The sequence below is a fragment of the Christiangramia aestuarii genome (assembly GCF_009735585.1).
GTDB lineage: Bacteria > Bacteroidota > Bacteroidia > Flavobacteriales > Flavobacteriaceae > Christiangramia > Christiangramia aestuarii.
Genome location: NZ_VJVW01000002.1, coordinates 225,912 through 246,923, shown reverse-complemented (window position 1 = coordinate 246,923; position 21,012 = coordinate 225,912). Strand labels below are relative to the sequence as shown.

At 43.3% G+C, this 21,012-nt stretch carries 12 protein-coding genes and 1 tRNA gene; 10 read left to right on the top strand and 3 right to left on the bottom strand.

Translation table 11 applies throughout. The annotated features are described in order from the left end of the window. Positions 1 to 61: 61 nt before the first annotated feature. The 7 genes from FLP08_RS05150 to bglX are packed head-to-tail and all read left to right on the top strand — an operon-like array spanning position 62 to position 11,729. Positions 62 to 3,055 carry a SusC/RagA family TonB-linked outer membrane protein gene (locus FLP08_RS05150; protein ID WP_156274726.1) on the top strand — a complete coding sequence of 998 codons (2,994 nt, stop codon included), beginning with the start codon at positions 62 to 64 and terminating at the stop codon, positions 3,053 to 3,055. 10 nt (positions 3,056 to 3,065) lie between these two features. Further along, positions 3,066 to 4,514: a RagB/SusD family nutrient uptake outer membrane protein gene (locus FLP08_RS05145; protein ID WP_156274724.1), complete on the top strand. Its 1,449-nt coding sequence runs from the start codon at positions 3,066 to 3,068 to the stop codon at positions 4,512 to 4,514. Between the two features lie 3 nt (positions 4,515 to 4,517). Further along, the gene (locus FLP08_RS05140; protein WP_156274722.1) at positions 4,518 to 5,882 is read left to right on the top strand and encodes a glucoamylase family protein; all 1,365 of its coding nucleotides are present in this window, start codon (positions 4,518 to 4,520) and stop codon (positions 5,880 to 5,882) included. Between the two features lie 25 nt (positions 5,883 to 5,907). Continuing rightward, positions 5,908 to 7,299 carry a glucoamylase family protein gene (locus FLP08_RS05135; protein WP_156274720.1) on the top strand — a complete coding sequence of 464 codons (1,392 nt, stop codon included), beginning with the start codon at positions 5,908 to 5,910 and terminating at the stop codon, positions 7,297 to 7,299. Further along, positions 7,286 to 8,659, top strand: a complete 1,374-nt coding sequence (locus FLP08_RS05130; protein ID WP_156274718.1) for a glucoamylase family protein — start codon at positions 7,286 to 7,288, stop codon at positions 8,657 to 8,659. Before FLP08_RS05135 ends, FLP08_RS05130 begins: the two co-directional genes overlap by 14 nt. Further along, on the top strand, positions 8,649 to 9,449 hold the full coding sequence (locus FLP08_RS05125) for a carboxylesterase family protein (RefSeq protein WP_156274716.1): 801 nt from the start codon (positions 8,649 to 8,651) through the stop codon (positions 9,447 to 9,449). The genes FLP08_RS05130 and FLP08_RS05125 overlap by 11 nt, the downstream gene beginning before the upstream one ends. Positions 9,450 to 9,452: 3 nt before the next feature. After that, on the top strand, positions 9,453 to 11,729 hold the full coding sequence (bglX, locus tag FLP08_RS05120; RefSeq protein WP_156274714.1) for a beta-glucosidase BglX: 2,277 nt from the start codon (positions 9,453 to 9,455) through the stop codon (positions 11,727 to 11,729). A gap of 59 nt (positions 11,730 to 11,788) precedes the next feature. Here the strand turns inward: bglX and FLP08_RS05115 are convergent, their stop codons facing one another. From FLP08_RS05115 to FLP08_RS05105, 3 genes are read right to left on the bottom strand one after another with little or no spacing between them, the layout of a single operon-like run. Further along, entirely contained in the window at positions 11,789 to 14,359 is a 2,571-nt protein-coding gene (locus FLP08_RS05115) for a glycoside hydrolase family 2 TIM barrel-domain containing protein (protein ID WP_156274712.1), read from the bottom strand. Positions 14,360 to 14,367: 8 nt separating this feature from the next. Continuing rightward, positions 14,368 to 15,555, bottom strand: coding sequence for a CehA/McbA family metallohydrolase domain-containing protein (locus tag FLP08_RS05110; protein ID WP_156274710.1), 1,188 nt, complete (start codon positions 15,553 to 15,555; stop codon positions 14,368 to 14,370). After that, a complete protein-coding gene (locus FLP08_RS05105; RefSeq protein WP_238388443.1) occupies positions 15,552 to 16,454 on the bottom strand; it encodes an alpha/beta hydrolase in 903 nt (300 codons plus the stop codon). The genes FLP08_RS05110 and FLP08_RS05105 overlap by 4 nt, the downstream gene beginning before the upstream one ends. Before the next feature lie 100 nt (positions 16,455 to 16,554). Here FLP08_RS05105 and FLP08_RS05100 point away from each other — a divergent pair, with 100 nt between their 5' ends. From FLP08_RS05100 to FLP08_RS05090, 3 genes are all read left to right on the top strand, one after another. Next, positions 16,555 to 17,004 carry a GatB/YqeY domain-containing protein gene (locus FLP08_RS05100; protein ID WP_156274708.1) on the top strand — a complete coding sequence of 150 codons (450 nt, stop codon included), beginning with the start codon at positions 16,555 to 16,557 and terminating at the stop codon, positions 17,002 to 17,004. A 61-nt stretch (positions 17,005 to 17,065) separates the two neighbouring features. Beyond that, positions 17,066 to 17,139 (top strand) — tRNA-Arg (locus FLP08_RS05095). Between the two features lie 414 nt (positions 17,140 to 17,553). Next, positions 17,554 to 20,982, top strand: a complete 3,429-nt coding sequence (locus tag FLP08_RS05090; RefSeq protein ID WP_162430934.1) for a DUF8696 domain-containing protein — start codon at positions 17,554 to 17,556, stop codon at positions 20,980 to 20,982. Positions 20,983 to 21,012: the final 30 nt, after the last annotated feature.

Sequence of the window (21,012 nt, the reverse complement as noted above, 5' to 3'; positions counted from 1 at the left end):
TTCGTAAAAAAGCCGATTGAACGTACCTTCCCTTATCAATTAAGTAAAACACCTAACGAATATGAAACTAAAACTATTCTTAGCTGGTGCATTCTTTCTCGTCTTTTCGGGTTTGTCATTCGCACAGCAAACTAAAAACATTAGTGGTACCGTAACCGCTACAGACCAGGTTCCTTTACCGGGGGCGGAAGTAAAAGTAATCGGTAAGGAAATTTATGACGTAACCGATTTCGACGGGAACTTCAGTCTTGAAGGCGTTGAAGTTGGAGATACTTTTAGAGTAACTTTTCTTGGTTTTAAAGCTCAGGAAGTTGAAGTGACCCAAAATGATACTTATTCGGTTGTACTAGAGGAAGATGCCGGTCAATTGGAAGAAGTAGTGGTAGTGGGATATGGTAGCCAAAGGAAACAAGACCTTACTGGTAGTATAAGTAGGGTAGATACAGAGGAAATTACCAGGCAACCTGCTGCATCTCCTATGCAATCTATTCAGGGTAGAGCTGCGGGAGTCCAGATCACCCCTTCGGGAGCTCCAGGTTCTACTCCAGATGTTTTTATTAGAGGTTTAGGTACCGCCTTTGGTGGACAGAATCCATTATATGTAGTAGATGGAATTCTAACCGATAATATCGATAATATTAATCCAAACGATATAACGAACATCGATATCTTAAAAGATGCTTCCTCCCTGGCCATTTACGGGAATAGAGGTGCCAACGGAGTTATTATCGTTTCTACTAAGAAAGGTAAGGCGGGCGCATTAGAAATCAGCATCCAGTCTTCTTATGGTATCAAATCTGAACTAAGAAAAGTAGAAATGGCCGATTCCCGATCTTTCGCCATTTACTCCAACGAGGCTTTACAGGCAGATGGGGAAGAACCTAGATTCGACCTTAATCAAGAGTTCAATACAGACTGGTTCGATGAAATTACCCGAACAGGAAGTATTTCCTCTAATAACCTGTCTATTACCGCGGGAAGCGAAAAGGTTAGAACCTATTTTAGTGCCGGTTATTACGAAGAAGAAGGAATTCTTAAAGGCAACGATTTTAATCGACTTACCTTAAGGAGTAATACCGAATTTGATATAGTAGAAAGAATAAAATTTAGCCAACAGGTTAGTGCTGCTTTATCTGATGAGATCCCGAAACCATTCGGGGCTTTCAATAATGCCTACAAGCAAACTCCAATTATCCCGGTAAGATATCCTGAAGGGAATGAATTTGCTGGTAAATTTGGATCTTCCACAGGTATAAATAATGTTGGAAATCCATTCCGCGATCTGTACTATAATAACCAACAACAAAAGAATCTAAAGTTACAGGGAACTTTCACCATTGAGGCTGATATCGCTGAATGGATCGACTTCACCTCAAGATTCGGTATTGAAACTGAATACTTTAGAAGTAGATCTTTTGTGCCGAATTTGGACCTTTTCCTATCTGGAGATCCAACAAGAACTGTTGACGATTATGCTCCAGATAGTCCGAAGAATACTTTGACTGTCACCAAGAACAATAATTATAGATGGGTTCTTGATAATTTTGTCACCTTGAACCACACTTTAGATGATGCTCATAATTTCAAGCTTACTTTAGGTACTACGGTAGAAGAGCTACTGGGCTTTAACGGAATAATGAATGGTGAGTATTTAAGAGGTACAAGATACAATGTTCCAAGGCAAAGTGATTTCTGGTATTTGAATAATGGAGATGAAGAGCCTCAACTTTCCGAAGGAAGAGCGGGTAACCTCATTAGATTGAATTCTTATTTCGCCAGGGTTAATTATGATTATAAAAGTAAATACCTTCTAACCGGTACTTTCCGTAGAGATGGTTCCAGCCAATTCCAGGAAGGAAATAAATGGGGTAACTTCTTCTCTGTAGGTGCAGGTTGGGTTATTTCTGAAGAAGCCTTTTTAAAGGACTCAGAAACTATTAGCTTCCTGAAGTTAAGAGGTAGTTTTGGAGAATTAGGTAACCAGAATGTTCCTTTAAATATTCTTACGTTCAATACCGGGCTTAATTATCCTTTCGGCCCAGATGAATCCATCAATGAAGGTGGAACCATTAATGAATTGATCGATCCTAGTCTTTCCTGGGAAACAACAGAGGAATTCGACATAGGCCTGGAATTTGGATTCTGGGATAACAAGCTTGCTGGAGAAATTGATTATTACAACCGTTTGAACCGTAATGCTATACTTCCGGTAGAATTGCCAGATGCTTTTGGTTTTAGTGGTACCACACTTACTCCTGCCGGTGAGGTAGTTAATGAAGGGGTTGAGATCTCTTTAAACTGGAGCGATAATATTGGAGACGATTTTAGCTATAGCATTGGAGGAAATCTAACCTTCAATAATAACAGGCTAGAGAAAGTAACTAATGAATTTTTCGCTGAAAATACCGGAGGAAGTATAGGAAATGGCCAGATCACTAAGAAAGTAGTTGAAGGTCAGCCACTAGGTAGTTTCTGGTTGCTTGATGTTACAGGAGTGGATGAAAATGGTCAGTTTATATATGACGATGTAGATAATAGTGGAACTATTAACGATGCAGATAAAAAGTTCTTTGGAGCTTATACTCCTAAAAACTTCGGAGGTTTCAATATCTCTGCCAATTATAAGAATTGGGACTTCAATTTAGATGGTTATGGCAATTGGGGTAATTATGTTTACAATGGTAAAAAGGCGAATAGGTTCAGTAATGAGAATATTGAACAAGAAGTATTTGACAATAGATGGACTCCAGAAAATCCTTCAAATACAGAGCCGGCACCATTTAATGCAGTACCCTTATCATCTGACTACTACCTGGAAAAAGGAGATTTCCTTAGAATAAACAACATTACACTGGGGTATACCTTACCTCTTGCTGAAGAGCTATTTATTCAGAATGCTAGGGTGTACTTTACTGCCCAAAATCCGGTGATTGCTCAGGCATATTCTGGTTATACTCCAGAAATTACTGGTGGGCCACTTTCTAATGGAGGTATTGAGCTTAATGCCTATCCAGCAACACAATCATTCATTTTAGGGGTAAACCTAAGTCTATAAACAAAAAACTATGAGAACTATAAATAGAAAAATATTAGTAATTATTGCAATAGGAGCTGTTTTTGCGAGTTTTTCTTGTGCCAAAGACTTCCTTGAAGTAAATCCGTCTCAGGAAACACCAGAAGTGGCATTATCAGATCCAGATGTTGCTCCGCAGTTAGTAAATGCTATCTACAACCAGTTTTTAGGTTTTAACATGAGTTCTTTTCCGTGGTATGGAGCCACTGAAATAACTTCAGATAATGCCGATAAAGGTAGTGATCCTGGAGATACAGGAACCTATCAGAAAAATCATGCAGATTATACCTATACTGAAACAGAAGCTTCCTTCAGGCTATTATGGGAAAATCATTACCAGGGTATTGCCAGAGCTAACCGGGCGATCATTCTTCTTCCAGATGTAGATATTGAGGAAGACCTTAAAAATAGACTAATTGGAGAAGCTAGATTTCTAAGAGGTTTAATGTATTTCAGGATGGTTCAGATGTTCGGAGGTGTTCCTCTTATAGATTTTATTCCAGACCCTAATAGCGAGGAAGATATCAATAGAGCTTACCAAAGAGCCAGTGTTGAGGAATTATACGATTTTATTGAGGCAGATCTAATGTTTGCCATAAATAATTTACCTCTAAAAAGTGAGTATGCTCCTGCAGATCTGGGAAGGGCACCAAAGGGTGCGGCTTTGGCTTTGATGTCTAAAGTTAAGCTCTACCAGGAAGAGTGGCAGGCTGCCTATGATTATTCCCTGGAGGTGATCAATTCCGGAGAATATCAACTTGAACCTAACTATGAGGATATTTGGAAAGATGAGTTCGAAAATGGAGTGGAATCTATTTTTGAAATTCAGGGAAGAGGTGAACTTCCAACCCTTGGTGTAGGTAATTACAGTACTTCTCAAGGTGCTCGCGGCCAGGGTGGCTGGGGCTGGGGATTCAATTCTCCTAGCGAAGACCTGGTTAATACATACGAAGAAGGAGACGAAAGAATGGACGGTACCATTATCTTCCAGGGGGAAACCTTATATGACGGTAGATTTGTTCCGGAAACTGTGACCAATGAAAGATACAATCAAAAAGCATATACTAATATCAATGCTCAGAGTAATGCTGAAAAGAATGTAAGGTTGATCAGGTACGGTGAGGTATTGCTTATCAATGCTGAAGCGGCCTTTGAATTAGGAAATACAGGCATAGCCTTGGAAAGAGTTAATCAAATTAGGGACCGCGCTGGTCTGGAGGATCTTGAATCTTTGACCGTGCTCGATATTTATAAGGAGAGACGTCTTGAACTTGCCATGGAAGGAGATAGAATATTCGACCTGCGAAGACAAGGCCGTGCAGCTGAGGTAATGCAAGCTTTTGGAGTTCCGTTTGTCGAAAACAAACATGAATTGTTTCCAATTCCTCAGGAGCAAATTGCACAAAGCGGTGGACTATTAGAACAAAACCCTGGATGGTAATTCATGATTTTAAAGGCTAGAGCATTTAGTTTCTTGTTTTTATTAGTCATAACAGGCTGCAGTAGTGACCGGGCTGCCGATGAGGTGCCTGGGAAACCTGCCCCAGAAACAGTAACGGAGGAACCTTCAGAAGAGGTTCCTTCCCTTTCTGATGAGGAACTCTTAGACCTCGTTCAGGAACGTACCTTTAAGTATTTCTGGGATTTTGCCGAACCCAATAGCGGGATGGCGAGAGAAAGATCTCAGGATGATGCTTACGGCGGCCAGGGAGATGACATTGTTACCACCGGAGGTACAGGTTTTGGCCTGGCATCTTTCCCAACCGCGGTAGAACGTGGCTGGATTAGCCGGGAACAGGCCACAGACCGGCTGGGTAAGATCCTTGATTTCCTAGAAACCGTACCGCGTTATCATGGAGCTTTCGCACACTGGTACCTGGGAAGCACAGCTCAAACCAGGCCTTTTAGTGCTATGGACAATGGAGGAGACCTGGTGGAAACCGCCTTTTTAATGCAGGGCCTGCTAATTTGCAGGCAGTATTTTGATATGGATTCTGAAAAGGAAAATATGATTAAAGCCAGGATCGACCTGTTATGGGAAGATGTGGAATGGACCTGGTATACCCAGGGACAGAACGTGCTTTACTGGCACTGGTCACCTAATAATGGCTTTGCGATCAACCTGCCGGTAAAAGGCTGGAATGAAGCTCTAGTCCTTTATGTACTTGCGGCTTCATCTCCTACTCATCCTATTTCTAAGGAAGTATATACTGATGGCTGGGCTTCTAATGGAGCGATGGTGACCAACAGGAATCATTACGGGATCAATATGCCTTTGGGCCCCAGGTATGGTGGCCCCTTGTTCTTTAGCCATTATTCGTTCATCGGGCTGGATCCTAGGAAATTGCAGGATCAGTATGCACAATACTGGCAGCAGAATGAGGCACACAGCCTGATCAATTATAATTATTGCGTGGAAAACCCCAAGAACTTCGAAGGCTATTCTGAAAATTCATGGGGCCTTACCGCTTCAGACAGCAAAGAAGGATATGCGGCGCATAGCCCTACCAATGATGTGGGAGTGATTACTCCTACCGCCGCATTATCCTCCTTTCCTTATACTCCTGAAAAATCTATGGATGCCCTAAGGTATTTTTATGAAGATCAGGGAGCAAAGCTCTGGGGAGAAATGGGCTTTTACGATGCTTATTCAGAACATTATAATTGGTATGCCGATGGATACCTGGCGATTGACCAGGGACCCATTATAGCCATGATCGAGAATTATCGTACCCAGTTGCCCTGGAAGCTTTTTATGGCAAATGAAGAAGTCAAGCAAGGCTTGACCAAACTTGGATTTTCTTATTAAGAAGATCTAACAACCAAACATTAAAATGATCAAAAGAAAAATTTCAATATTTCTGCTTGTAGCTCTAAGCATTATGAGTTGTAAGAATGAAACCAAAGAAAAGGATCTTTCAGGAGAGAAGACTGCTTCACAAGAGATATCAGATGAGGCTCTCTTGGACACTGTTCAGAAACAAACCCTGAAATATTTCTGGGATTATGCCGAGCCTAACAGTGGTATGGCCCGGGAAAGATTTCATCCGGATGGCAATTATCCTAAAAATGACTCCCATGTAGTGACTACCGGTGGCAGCGGATTTGGATTGATGGGCATTGTTACAGGAATCGAAAGGGGTTTTATCCCTAGAGATTCTGCAGTTGCCAGGCTGGATAAGATCGCCGACTTTCTGGATAATGCTCCCAGGTTTCACGGCGCCTGGTCTCATTGGCTTAACGGTGAGACAGGAGAGGTTCAGGCCTTCGGAGAAAAGGACAACGGTGGTGATATCGTGGAAACCTCTTTCCTGGCACAGGGATTTATCGTGGTTAGAGAGTACCTCAAAAATGGTTCAGAAGAAGAGAAGAAGGTAGCTCAAAAATATGATGCGTTATGGAAAGGCATAGAATGGAACTGGTATACCAACAATAAAGACGGTATTTACTGGCACTGGTCGCCAATTTATGAGTGGGAAATGGATTTCATGATCGAGGGATATAACGAATGCCTCATTACCTATGTAATGGCCGCTTCTTCACCAGAGCATGCCATAGATGCTGAAGCTTATCACGAAGGCTGGGCCCGTGGGGGTGATATTACCACCAACGCAGAAGCATATGGTTTGCCTTTATTATTGAAACATAATACTGTAGGAGATAAGGGAGGTCCGCTCTTCTGGGCGCATTATTCTTATTTAGGTTTGAACCCGAAAGGACTTTCAGATAAATATGCTGATTACTGGGATCTCAACGTAAACCATAGCCTGATTAATTACAGGTACTGTCAGGAGAATCCTAAGAACTTTGAGACCTACGGGCCAAATTCCTGGGGTCTAACCGCCAGTTATACTAAAAAGGAAGATGGAGGCATTGGTTATTCTGCCCATTCTCCAGATGACGATCGTGGCGTGGTTTCTCCCACGGCAGCGATCAGCTCTATCCCTTATACCCCGGAAAAGTCTATGGATGCGATGAGATATTTTTTTACAGATCTTAATGACCTGCTTTGGGGACCAGCCGGTTTTTATGATGCCTACAGCCTTGAAGGTGAAAAATGGGTGGCTCCGAAGTACCTGGCCATAGACCAGGGACCCATGGTGGTAATGATAGAAAATTATCGGTCTGGGTTGATATGGGACCTCTTTATGGGTGCTCCTGAAGTACAGAACGGATTAGATAAACTTGGTTTTAATTTTAAGATGCAGGCTAATGAGAATTTTTAAATTCTTTGCTTTCATAGGTGTTTTCCTGACGCTTTCTTCCTGTGGCGGAAAGAAAAAACAATTGGAACAGCATGAGAAGCCAACTAAACAGGAGATCTCAGATGAGCAGTTGATGGATACTGTGCAGAAACAGACCTTTAAATATTTCTGGGATTATTCCGAGCCTAATTCGGGCATGGCCCCAGCACGTTTTCATCCTGATGGAAATTATCCTAAGGATGATAAACACATTGTGACTACCGGCGGTTCTGGAATGGGACTTATGGTTCTTGTGGTGGGTATGGAAAGAGGTTTCATCTCCCGGGAACAGGGACTTGAAAGGCTTGAGAAGATCGCCGATTTTCTCAGTTCTGCTGAACGTTATCACGGAGCCTGGGCACACTGGATAAATGGAAAAACCGGTGAGACCAAGTTTTTCGGGCCTAAAGATAATGGAGGAGATATCGTAGAGACTTCTTATCTCGCGCAGGGTTTTATCACGGTTAGAGAATACCTGAAAAATGGTACCGAAAAAGAAAAGGCTGTTGCTCAAAAATATAACGAGTTGTGGAATGAGATAGAATGGGATTGGTATACGAACAACGAAAATGGAATTATCTGGCATTGGAGCCCTGATTTTGGTTTTGAAAAAAACTTTAAGATTGGTGGTTATAATGAATGCCTGATAACCTATATCATGGCCGCTTCTTCAAATAATCATTCCATAAGTCCTGAGGTGTATCACCAGGGTTGGGCAAGAAGTGGCAATATAGTGACCGATAATGCTCCCTATGGTATGCCTCTACTTTTAAAGCATAATACTCCTGGAGACAAAGGAGGACCTTTGTTCTGGGCGCATTATTCTTACCTGGGACTAAATCCGAAGGGGCTAACAGATAAATATGCTGATTATTGGAAAGTGAATGTAAATCATACCAAGGTTAACTACGAATATTGCCAGGAGAACCCGGAGAACTTTGGGGCCTATGGTCCGTCCTCGTGGGGAATAACTGCAAGTTATACTAAACGAGAGGGCAGGGAGATAAGCTACTCAGCCCATGCGCCAGATAATGACCGGGGAGTTGTTTCTCCTACTGCGGCCATTAGTTCTATCCCTTATACCCCGGAAAAATCGCTTAGAGCAATGCGTTATTTCTTTACAGATCTCAATGAGCTGCTCTGGGGGCCTGCCGGGTTTTATGATGCCTTTAGTCTCGAAGATAGCGAGAAATGGGTGACACCCCGTTACCTTTCAATAGACCAGGCGCCTCAGGTTATTATGATAGAAAATTATAGAACCGGTTTGCTTTGGGACCTTTTTATGGGTGCTCCTGAAGTACAAAACGGATTAAATAAACTAGGTTTTAGTTATGAAAAATAGACTCAAATATTTGATGATCATGTTCGGCTCTATTCTTTTGATGCTGCCTCTTACCCTGGAGGCTCAAACTAAGGAAGACTTTAAGAGGGAACATTTTATTGCAGAGGGTGATACCCTTGATTACAGGGTATTATATCCGGAAGATTTTTCAGAATCTGAAAAATACCCGGTAGTGCTAGTATTGCACGGTGCGGGTGAAAGAGGAAACGACAATGAAGCTCAACTGGTGCATGGAAGTGAGCTTTTCCTTAAGCCAGAGAACAGGGAGAAATTCCCTGCCATAGTGATCTTCCCACAGGCACCGAAAGAGGATTACTGGGCAAAGGTAGAAGTGAAAAGAGACAGTATGCCCTACCAGTTCGATTTTAAGAACAGGGAGGCACCAACCAGGTCATTAGGCCTGGTCATGAAAATGATGGACTCGGTGGTAGCCCAGGATTTCGTAAATAAAGATAAGGTATATGTTGGTGGACTCTCTATGGGCGGAATGGGTACCTACGAGATCATTTACAAGAAACCAGAAATGTTCGCTGCGGCCTTTGCCATTTGCGGCGGGGCGAATCCAGAGATCGCTGCAGACTATCCCAATGCTTTCAATATCTGGATCTTTCATGGAGAAAAGGATGACGTGGTTCCGCCGGCACTTTCCAAAACCATGGCCCGGGAGATAAACCATCATGGGGGAAATGCCAAGCTTTCACTTTATCCAGATGACAATCATAACAGCTGGGATTCAGCATTCTCTGAACCCTATTTACTGGAGTGGCTATTCAAAAATTCAAAAAAATAAACTATGACGTTAAAAAAGATTTTCGGGTTATTCCTGATTTTTAGTACCGGCCTGGCAATTGGCCAAACCGGCAAGAATATTCCCGAAGTAGAAGAATTATTATCAAAGATGAGCCTTGAAGAAAAGATAGGGCAGCTTAACCTTTTAACTCCCGGAGGGGGTGTGGCCACAGGCTCTGTGGTTAGTGAAGATGTAGAGGCTAAGATCAAGGCCGGAAATGTTGGGGGAGTATTTGGGGTATCAAGCCCGGAAAAGGTTAGACAGGCTCAGGATATAGCTGTAAAATCTTCTCGTTTGGGAATTCCGCTTTTGATAGGCTCAGATATCATACATGGTTACAAAACCACTTATCCAATTCCGCTGGGACTTTCTTCCAGCTGGGATATGGAACTTATCCAGGAAGCTGCTCAACTTGCCGCCAAAGAGGCTACGGCAGATGGGATCAACTGGAACTTCTCGCCCATGGTAGATATCGCCAGGGACCCGAGATGGGGGCGTATCGCCGAAGGAGCCGGTGAGGATCCTTACCTGGGATCCCAGGTGGCTAAAGCCATGGTGAAGGGTTACCAGGGAGAAGATCTTACCCAGCCTAATACCATGATCGCTACTGTAAAGCACATGGCCCTTTATGGTGCGCCTGAAGCTGGTAGGGATTACAACTCGGTAGATATGAGCCGACTTAAAATGTTCAATGAATACTTGCCTCCTTATAAGGCCGCTGTAGATGCGGGCGTGGAAAGTGTCATGACCTCTTTTAACGATATTGACGGTATTCCCGCTTCTGGAAATAAATGGTTGCTAACCGATCTTTTAAGAGAAAGATGGGGCTTCGGCGGATTCGTAGTTTCAGACTATACTTCGGTAAACGAGATGATCGCTCATGGCATGGGCGACCTGCAGGCAGTTTCGGCTATGGCAATTAATGCCGGCCTGGATATGGACATGGTTGGGGAAGGTTTCCTTACCACCCTTAAAAAATCTGTGGAAGAAGGAAAGGTTTCCGAAGAACAGATTACCAAGGCCGCCAGGAGGATACTGGAAGCTAAACACAAGCTTGGCCTTTTGGACGATCCTTACAGATATTCTGATGAACGCAGACCAGAAAAAGATATACTTACCAGGGAAAACAGGGATTTCGCCAGAAAAGCTGCTACCAGGTCTTTTGTTTTGTTGAAAAAGCACAACAATACCCTACCGCTGGCCAAAGATGCGAAGATCGCCCTGGTAGGTCCGTTAGCGAATAACAAGAATAATATGCTGGGAACCTGGGCACCTACCGGGAATCCGCAATTATCTGTACCCATTCTTGAGGGGATGAAAAATGTGGCTCCACAAGCAAAGATCAGCTACGCTAAGGGAGCGAATATTTCTAATGACACCAGCTTCGCGAAGAAGGTGAATGTCTTTGGAGAACGTATCCAAATCTCAGAAGAGTCTCCTGAAGCCCTACTAAGGGAGGCTCTTGATTTGGCTAATAATTCAGATATTATCGTGGCCGTGGTGGGTGAAGCTACCGAAATGAGTGGAGAGGCGGCCAGCCGTACCGATATCAGGATCCCGGCCAGCCAGAAAAAACTGATCAATGAACTGGCTAAAACCGGCAAGCCTGTGGTACTTGTTCTTATGAGTGGTCGCCCACTGGATATTTCAGAGGAGATGGTCCTTCCGGTGAGTATCCTGCAGGTCTGGCATCCGGGTGTGGAAGCCGGAAATGCCGTGGCTGATGTTATCTTTGGTGATTATAACCCATCTGGGAAACTTACCAATAGCTGGCCGAGAAGTGTAGGCCAGGTGCCAATCCATTATCGTATGAAAACTACCGGAAGGCCCGGTCCCGAAAATGGAGATTTCCAGAAGTTCAAAACGAATTACCTGGATTCTCCAAATTCACCACTGCTTCCATTTGGTTTTGGTCTTAGCTACACCACTTTTGAATATTCCAACGTGAAGGCCGGTTCTAAGGACCTGGCGAAAGATGGCAGCATTCAGTTAAGTGCCACCGTGACCAATACCGGTGACCGCGACGGTGAGGAGATCGTACAGCTGTATATTCATGATAAGGTGAGAAGCGTAACTCCTCCCGGAAAGGAATTGAAAGGCTTTAAGAAGGTTATGCTGAAAAAAGGAGAGTCTAAGACGGTTAGCTTTAAAATTAGCGCCGAAGATCTCAAATTTTATAATTCCAGCCTGGAGCATGTAGCTGAACCAGGAGAATTTGAATTCTTCATAGCAGGTTCTTCTGATGCCGATTTTGAGGCGTCTTTTACCCTGAAAAAGTAATAATTGTAGTTTTAGTTGTGAAAGCCCCGGGAATTGTTTCATTCCGGGGCTTTTTTTATTTAAAGCTTTTCCAGTTTTATCCCTGAAAGTAAGGGTTTGCCATTTCTAGGCTTAAACTCAATTCTCAACAGGTCCTCTTCTATGGAGATCTCATAATTGAGCTCTACTGCCTGTAGAATCCCGTAATCCCGCGCCAGGTTAAGGTCTTCTTCAACAAGGTGGTCGTTTATCAGGATGTCGAAACTTCTTATTTCCTCTTTGATCTCTGCTGCATCAGACCCCAGGTTATAAATGTTCCTGGCAGAAACTTTTCGATTAGGCTCTGTAAAGAAAAGGCTGACCCGGTAATTCCCTGCAGGAACCTCGAAATTATAACTATCCAGGCCCTCTCTCATGGTTTGGAATAAAGGTTCCTTGTCGGTAAGTGCAATATTCGAGGCCGTACCCTGGAATTTGCTGGCAGATTGCTGGAATATTTCTCCGCCTGAGTATCCAAATTGATTTCCCTGGAACGCCTGGTCTCTGATCCAGACCTCCCCGGTTTGCTCCTCAGTAAAATAAGTATGAGCACCCACATTTATTCTTAAAGGCTCCTTCTGAATATTCGCAAGCAAGTTTTTTCTGAATATCACCTCTATATCTCTTTGGTGTTCTGCCTTTCCTGAAATAGCTTTCAGCCTGTGTTTACCTTCGGGCAGGTCGAGGTTGAATTCAGCAATATTGTCTTTAACCTGTGCTTTTAATTTCTCGTTATCATCAACTATAAGCGCTACTTCATCTGAATTCGAAAACACCTTGACCGCCACATTTTCTATTTTATTGAGGTAACAGCTGCTGAAATCCTTTCCGGCGATATAGACGAAATCCTCCTCTAGCAGCCTCGCCTGGTAATAATGGTAAATGTCCTTGGGTTCCCGGTTAAAGTTCACCAGGCCTTTCTGGTTGATGTAAGGCCTGCTATCCTGCCTTCCGGAAGAGCCAAAATCGGCAAAGTTCCATGCCGCCATCCCCAGCATATAATCTCTTTCCAATACCTGGTTAAAATAGCTCACATGGCTCTTAAGCTGGTAAGACTCGCTATAATCCCAGGGTTTGGGGGTATTGGTCTGAATACGTGAATCACTTCCAGGGCCATATTCTGAAATCAGGATCGGCCGGTCTGGAAACCTTTTATGCTGCTCGTCGAGGAATTTACCCAGGTTCTCAAGCCCCGGGGTATACCAGCCAAAATAAAGGTTCCAGCCGATCACGTCTGGAATATCGGCTATTTTCGAGCTATTATAGATCTCATTCTCGTGCAGGGCCATTACGCTCAGCCTGTTGGAATCCAGTTTCTTGGTTTCGGCCTCCAGCTTTTTCGCAAGTTCTACACTAGTTTCGATCTTAGCCTTCCTGGCAGCTTCGCTCATGTTCCCGGTGAACACCAGCCTAATGAAGATCTCGTTCATATATCCCCAGAATACAATGGAAGGATGATTATATAACTGTAAGATCTGCTCACGTTGCATATTAATCGAATTCTGGTGATAAGCGTCTGTATCTGTTACATCATTGATCACGGGTATTTCTGTCCAGACCAGTAAGCCCAGTTCGTCGCAAATCCTGTATACCTCGGGATCCTGGGGATAATGTGCAGTCCTTATAAAATTTGCTCCCATTTCCTTGATCATTTTATAATCCTTTTGGTGGATGGAATTGGGAACGGCATTGCCCATATTTTCGAAATCCTGGTGGCGATTGGCTCCAATAAGTTTAATTGGTTTTCCATTCAAAATAAAGCCCATTTCTGGATCGGCTTTAAACCAGCGACAGCCAAATTTCGAAGTGAAACTGTCCAGGATCTTTCCGTCCCGGTCTATCAGGTTTGCTTCAAGGCTATAGAGGTTCGGGTTGTCTGGTGACCATAAGTTTGGCTGGTCGATATCGAGCTCGAAAATGAAATCTTTTGAAGTGATATCCTTTTTCTGGCTGCTAAGATTTTCGCCTTTCGGATCCCTAATATTTAGTTCAATCCTTAGCTCTTTAGAAATGCCTTCAACCTCTCCTTCAAAAGTGATCCGGGCTTTCTCCCTGCTTACCTGGGGAGTTTTGATGAGCAGATTCCCGGCACGTTCTCCGGTCAGTTTGAAATGGCTCTTCCCGGTAACTATCATTTTGATATCCCTGTAGATACCACCATAGAAATTAAAATCGGCTTCGAGAGGTGGAATGTCCAGATCATGAGAATTATCTACTTCTATCCTGATCTGGTTTTCCTGTCCAAATTTCAGCTTATCGCTTAGCTCGAAAACAAAAGCGGTATACCCGCCTGTATGTTCTCCAGCCAGTTTATCATTCACGAACAGTTTTGTAACCTGATTGGCCGCTTCAAATTTTAAGAAAACCTTTCGCTCTTCCCAGGATTGCGGGATAAAGATCTGCTTTTGGTAAACTCCTTTCCCCCGAAAATATTGGCCTTTCGTAAAGGCATCCCGGGCATTCCAGGTGTGAGGGATGTTTACAGTTTCACTTTCGGCTGAATTCTCTAATTTAAATTCCCAGCCGGAATTCATTGTTTTTACCTGCCTTTGAGCTTGTGCTCCAAAACTCAGAAATAGATGGCAGAGCAGTAGGAGATTGAAAATTTTCATTACAGAGGTTAATTTCTGGTGACCGGTTGCGTCCAGGCGACTTCGGTATCACCTTCTCGGTACGGATTCTTCTTCAGTTTATCTGAAACGATCTTAGCGCGAACGAACAGGACATTTTCTGGGATATTGAAACTGGCTTCGCTGCCTTCAGTAATTTGAAGGACTTCGCTTTTCAGGCTGCCTTCTTTTACCCCGATGAATCTTATCTCGTAATGCACGTCCTTTTTTTCCCTGATCTTGATCGATAAGGTATGATCCTGGAAGTTCACATCAGAAAGTTCCACCCCGGTACTGGCGTAAAAATCTCCCTTCTGCATGGCTTCGATAATGGCTTCGGGAGTAAGTTCTGAAGCCCTGACCTCTACCCAGCCTCTGCCGGCATTGCTCCATTGAGATCCAAATTTATGGTAATGGTGACTGTCATCTGTGGCGATTCCCAGCAAGAGAGGCTTTTTCATAGCGTGGTAGGCGATATTCACCTGGTCCCACATCTCCTCGGTACTGTCGTGAATGCTGTCTCCATAATTGTTAACATAAGGATGACCGTTAAATACCTCGAAGAATCTTTCTCCATCAAGTTGCTTGATGTCTTCTGCTGAAATGGCATAGGTGAAATTTGGATGGTTAAGATGTTGCAGCACGGGGCGGCCGGTATTCTCACCGTGCTCTATGATGGCATCCAGGTTATTCTGAATAAGCTCCACGATGTTCTCGCCATCTTTCGGTTTAATAACTTCCTCGATATTGATGGCTCCCATATGTACGGCCTTATTATCCAGGTAAGAGGTTACCTCTTCAGCTTTGAAGATCATGAATTTCCCATCCTCCTCGAAAAGCGGCCGGAATTCCTGCAGGGTCTTTAGCTGAACCTGTATGCCTTTTTCGGTCTTTCTGTAGTTTATCCAGTCTTCCCCATATTTATCCAGATATTCTGCAAAAGCCTTCTCGTATAGCGGTTCCTGGGGGACCATTTTTGCTTTCACCCCTTCCGCGATGATATTATGATCTGATAATGCCACGAACTGGTAATCCCTGTCCTTATACCATTCCATGATCATTTCAGGGAACTCGTCCCCATCGCTCCAGTAGGAATGCGTGTGCAGGTTTCCCTTATACCAGTTTTTCTGCTGGGCATAACTTTGATTAATACTGAAAAGGCAAATTATAACGGCCTTTAGAATTAAATACTTTTTCATTTATAGATACTTGATTGAATTTTTGTCTTGTCGAAAACTACCTTCTGAAGAAATTCGAAAACTTCCGGTAAATATTCGAATGGCATTCCTGAGATCTCATGCCGGGCGTCCTGGAAACTGTAGAACAAATAAGAAGTGTCTAACTGCTCCAGTCTCTCAACTATCGTCTTGGAACCATCAAGGATGAGGTACCCGGGATCTGAAGTTTTACAATAATGATGCGGGGCGGTGGCATAGGGCACCAGGTTATCTTTTGTTCCATGGAAAAAGATACCCGGGATGGCCAGGTCTTCTGTTATATACCTTACGTCTAGTAGTGCTCCGGCCAGCGACATTACCGCCGAAATATTGATCTCAGAATAATTTTCAGAATTCTTGAACATGAGCTGTGGATTATAAACGGCATTCAGAACGGCTTCGGCCCCGGCACTGCTGCCGCCAACTACGGTGATCTCGGGATCGATTTTAAGGTCAGCAGAATGATCCTTAAGGTATTTGAAGCCATCCATAAGATCTGTAGCCGCTTTTTGAAAAGTTTCCATCTTTCCTTCAGCATCATAGTCGCAACCAAAAGACTGGCCTTTGCGAGAAAGCCTGTAGGAAATAAGACCTACGGCGTAACCCCTGGCAGCAGCCATCCGGGCGAATTTCACCTCCTGTGGGTTTTTAGGGCTTCCTCCGGCAAAGCCACCTCCATGCATAAAGACGATCAATGGCCTTTTTTCGTCATTGTTTTCCGGGAAATAGAGGTCGATGATAAGTTTTTCATTATTCTTTTCCGCATAAACTTCTGTCTGGGTTTTTCCAACCGCAAATAAGCTATCCACGTATTTTTGCTGGGCTTCAGTGCTTTGGAAGATGATGAAAAACAAACAGGCATAAAAGAGGCGGGACATCATAAGATTCAATTTCAAAACTTGAAGATACTTATTTTTACAGGGATAAATAAGTGGTAATTTCGAGCAGAAAATTTTATCTTCGCAGCGTTAATTTTGCATTATGAGTTTACAGGAAAAAGTGATGGCCGAAATGAAGGCCGCAATGAAAGCTAAAGACAGCATGAAACTTGAGGCCATGAGAGCCGTAAAGGGAGCTATCTTACTGGCGAATACAGAATCTTCTTCTAAAGATGGGTTAACCGAGGAAGAAGAAATGAAGCTTTTGCAAAAACTTGTAAAACAACGCAAGGACAGCGCGCAGATCTATAAGGAGCAGGGCAGGGAAGACCTTGCCGAGCCAGAACTGCAGCAGGCTGCCGTGATCGAACAATTCCTTCCGGAACAGATGAGCGAGGCAGAGATCGAAGCTAAAGTAGATGAGATCATCGCCAAATCTGGTGCTTCTGGAATGCAGGATATGGGAAAGGTAATGGGTATGGCTACCGGAGAACTGGCCGGAAAGGCAGACGGGAAGACCATTTCCATGATCGTAAGAAAAAAATTATCATAGAAGTTATGTAGAAAGCAGTGGTGCTGAGGTTATATCTTCTGCGAACTGCTAACTGAGTAACGGCCCCGTGGCGCAACTGAATAGCGCATCAGATTTCGGCTCTGAGGGTTGCAGGTTTGAATCCTGCCGGGGTCACTAAAAGATCCAAAAGAAATTCTTCTTTTGGATCTTTCTTTTTAATCTAATTCCAGATCGGTTAAGATTATCATGCTAAAAATTGGATTGAAAATAGGGGAAAACCCTCATTTTTAATCCAGAGGATGATATTTACATTGTAAAACTGATAAAGACCAATAATTTATGATCCAGGATTATAGCAACCTTTACCGTAATATTATTTTAGCACTAAGCGTGGTGCTGGCGGTATATATAGTATTTAAGTATCTTACCTAAGCAAGATTTTATTTCTTTAAATATTCATTTCCATTTATCATTTAGGAGGACTTTGCTGGTTTTCGGCGTATAATTCTTCAATTTACTTATACCATAATATTTGTTGGAGATAATGCTATAGCCGATTCTGAGGGAAATATTTATTATGATGGGTTTTTGATTAAGGAAAATCACCTTGGAGTAGCTTTTGTATTGACTGCGACGGGTCAAAATTCTGGATTAGTCGCCACTACCACTTTTACGGATTCTAATAGTCAAATTATACTGGCTAGTCCCTCGAGTGCAGAGCAGGGAACCACTATAACTCTTACAGCAACCCTTACACAACAAGGCGGAGGTACTGGGAATGGAAGCCCTATTTCAGGTCGTACAATCTTTTTTTCTATAAACTCAGGCACTGCCCTTGGTAGCGCAATAACCAACTCAAGTGGAGTTGCAATTTTTAATTACAATGTGACACAGCCGGTAGGCCCATATAATGGGTCTAGTGGATTAAGGGCAGATTTCAATGGAGATCCTTCTAATAATCCGTATGCAGGATCATTTACGCAAAATAATTTTCAAATTTCAGCATGTATCTCACCAGCTGCACCAACTTCTGTAACTGCAACTCCTACCGCAATATGTAGTGGAGCATCTTCTAATCTAAATGCCACATCATCTGGAAATACGATTGAATGGTTTGAAACTTCTTCCGGAGGAACAGCTATTGGGTCAAGTGCAAGTGGGGCGAACTTTTCCGTATCTCCAACTACCACTAAAACTTATTTTGCTGAGGCCGTAAAACCTGGAGGTGCTTGTAGAAGTTCTTCTAGGACCTCTGTTACAGTGACGGTTAATCCGAAACCAAGCATTATTTTAGGAACTATTTCTCCAATATGCGCTGGAGCCACTTCTTTTACGATTCCTTATTATGGTACTACCGGAAGTCCCAACCAGTATAGTATATCAGGCACCGGGATTACAGCCGTTACCAATGGAAGCCTTGGAGCCTCCCCCATCACCGTGAATCTAAGTTCCCCTGCCAGTGGCAGTTCAATACCCTTTGCGTTAAGCGTGAGGAATAGTACCACTGGATGTATTTCTGATGCGATTAATAGTTCGGTAACTGTTTTTCCTGCTATTGGAGATAATAGTATTGTTGGACCTCAGACCATTTGTCCTGGTAGTGTTCCTGCTGCATTAACCGGATCTACTCCATCAGGAGGAGATGGCAGTTATGCCTATGTATGGGAAAGTAGCACCTCTAGTGCCAGTTCTGGATTCACAGCTGCCTCGGGAACAAATAACTCTAAGGATTATAGTCCGGGAATTTTATCTCAGACAACTTGGTTCAAGAGAAAAGTTAACTCAGCAAATTGTGCGCAGAATGAATCGAATGTAGTGCAGATAACTGTGGAGGATACCACACCTCCTAATATTGATGTCCAGGCAGTGGATAAGGAGGTGGAATGCGACGGTGCAGGAAATGCTTCTGATCTTCAAGCCTGGCTCAACAGCAATGGCGGAGCCTCTGCTTCTGATAACTGTGGGGGTGTGACCTGGAGCAATAATTATAATGGTATTAGTGATGAATGTGGATCTACTGGTTCAGTGACGGTAACCTTTACCGCTACAGATTCTAATAATAAGTCTAATTCAACTACTGCAACCTTTTTTATTAAAGATACGACCCCACCAGCTTTTGTAGAGGCACTTTCCGGTGATGATACCGTTGAGTGTGATGCTGTTCCCGCCGCTGAAACACTTACCGCGACTGATAATTGTGGATCGGCCACGGTTAGTTTTAATGAAACCACTACAGCTGGTAATTGTGGAGGAGACTATACTCTGACCCGTGTTTGGACTGCGACCGATGAATGCGGACTAACCACCTCTCATACTCAAACGATCACAGTGGAAGACACTACACCACCAACGGGAACAGTCCCTGCTGATATTACCGGCTTGGAGTGCATCGCCGATGTGCCTGTTGCCGATATTGAAGCCATTACAGATGAGGCAGACAATTGTGGAGGAGCTGTTACAGTAACGGTGGCTGACACCGATAATGGAGGAGCTGGCTGTAATGGTGATCCTTATATTGTTACCAGGACCTATACCTTAACAGATTGTGGTGGACTGACTACAGATCTTGTTCAAACGATCACAGTGGAAGACACTACACCACCAACGGGAACAGTCCCTGCTGATATTACCGGCTTGGAGTGCATCGCCGATGTGCCTGTTGCCGATATCGAAGCCATTACAGATGAGGCAGACAATTGTGGAGGAGCTGTTACAGTAACGGTGGCTGATACCGATAATGGAGGAGCTGGCTGTAATGGTGATCCTTATATTATTACCAGGACCTATACCTTAACAGATTGTGGAGGACTGACTACAGATCTTGTTCAAACGATCACAGTGGAAGATAAAACCGCTCCTAATTTAGGTGCCATAGAATCATTAGATCCGGTAGCAGTAAATCAAACCTTTACTATTCAGGCTCCTTCAACTGGAGACAATTGTTCGGGTCTAACCGCAACCTGGTATTTTAATCCTGATGGTAATTTCGATGATTATATTCTTAATGGAGAAATTATCGCTCCTATCGTAGCACCATTTGAAAAGGCCGGGATTTTTAATGGCAATTTTGTTCAGGGCACTTTCGATTCCAGCATTTTTGAAACTAGTGAAAATCCAACAGGAACTGGAGTGTATAGCGTATTGTTGGTAATTTCAGACGCCTGTGGGAATGAGTCTCTTCAACTTTACGATTATTTAGTGATCTACGATCCATCAGGCGGTTTCGTTACCGGTGGTGGCTGGATCACTTCTAAACCTGGAGATTATACCATTAATCCATCAGCAACTGGAAAAGCGAATTTCGGCTTTAATGCCAAATATAAAACAGGTAAAAATAACATGACCGAAGTTGATGGTAATACCAACTTCCAGTTTAAAGAAGGTGATTTCCATTTCAAGAGTTTTAAACATGATGATATGTCACTGGTAATTTCTGGTAATAAAAAAGCTACCTATAGAGGTAGTGGAACCGTAAATGGGTCTGGAGATCATAAGTTCATGGTCACCGTTATCGATGGTCATGCCACGGGAGGTGACGGAATAGACAGATTCAGGATAAAGGTCTGGTCAAGTGGTTCTTCGAGTTCGGTTATCTACGATAATGAGGGAACTATGGCCGAAAATGCCGATGCTACAACCGAAATTGGTGGCGGTTCCATAGTAATACATAAACCAAAAGGTGGAGGAAATACTAAAACCATGGAATCTGCAGAAAAAGTTCAGGCTCAGGTAGTAGAAGCGGAGGCTCCAATAATTCTGAATTCCCTGGAAGTGGCACCAAACCCAATGCAAAGCGATTGTGAGATCAGGTTTAGCTTAAAAGAAAGATTAAAGGCAGACCTTTTGATCTTCGATATGAACGGAAGACAGCTTAGATCCCTGCATTCCGCAGTCGTGAATGCTAATGAACTGGTAAGGGTGAGATTTGATCGGGGTAACCTGCCTAGTGGAGTATATATCTGCAAGCTGGTAACCGGGAATGGTCAAAGCTACGAAAGACAGATCATAATTGATTAATAGATATCAGGCTCCGGGAGTTTTGCCGGA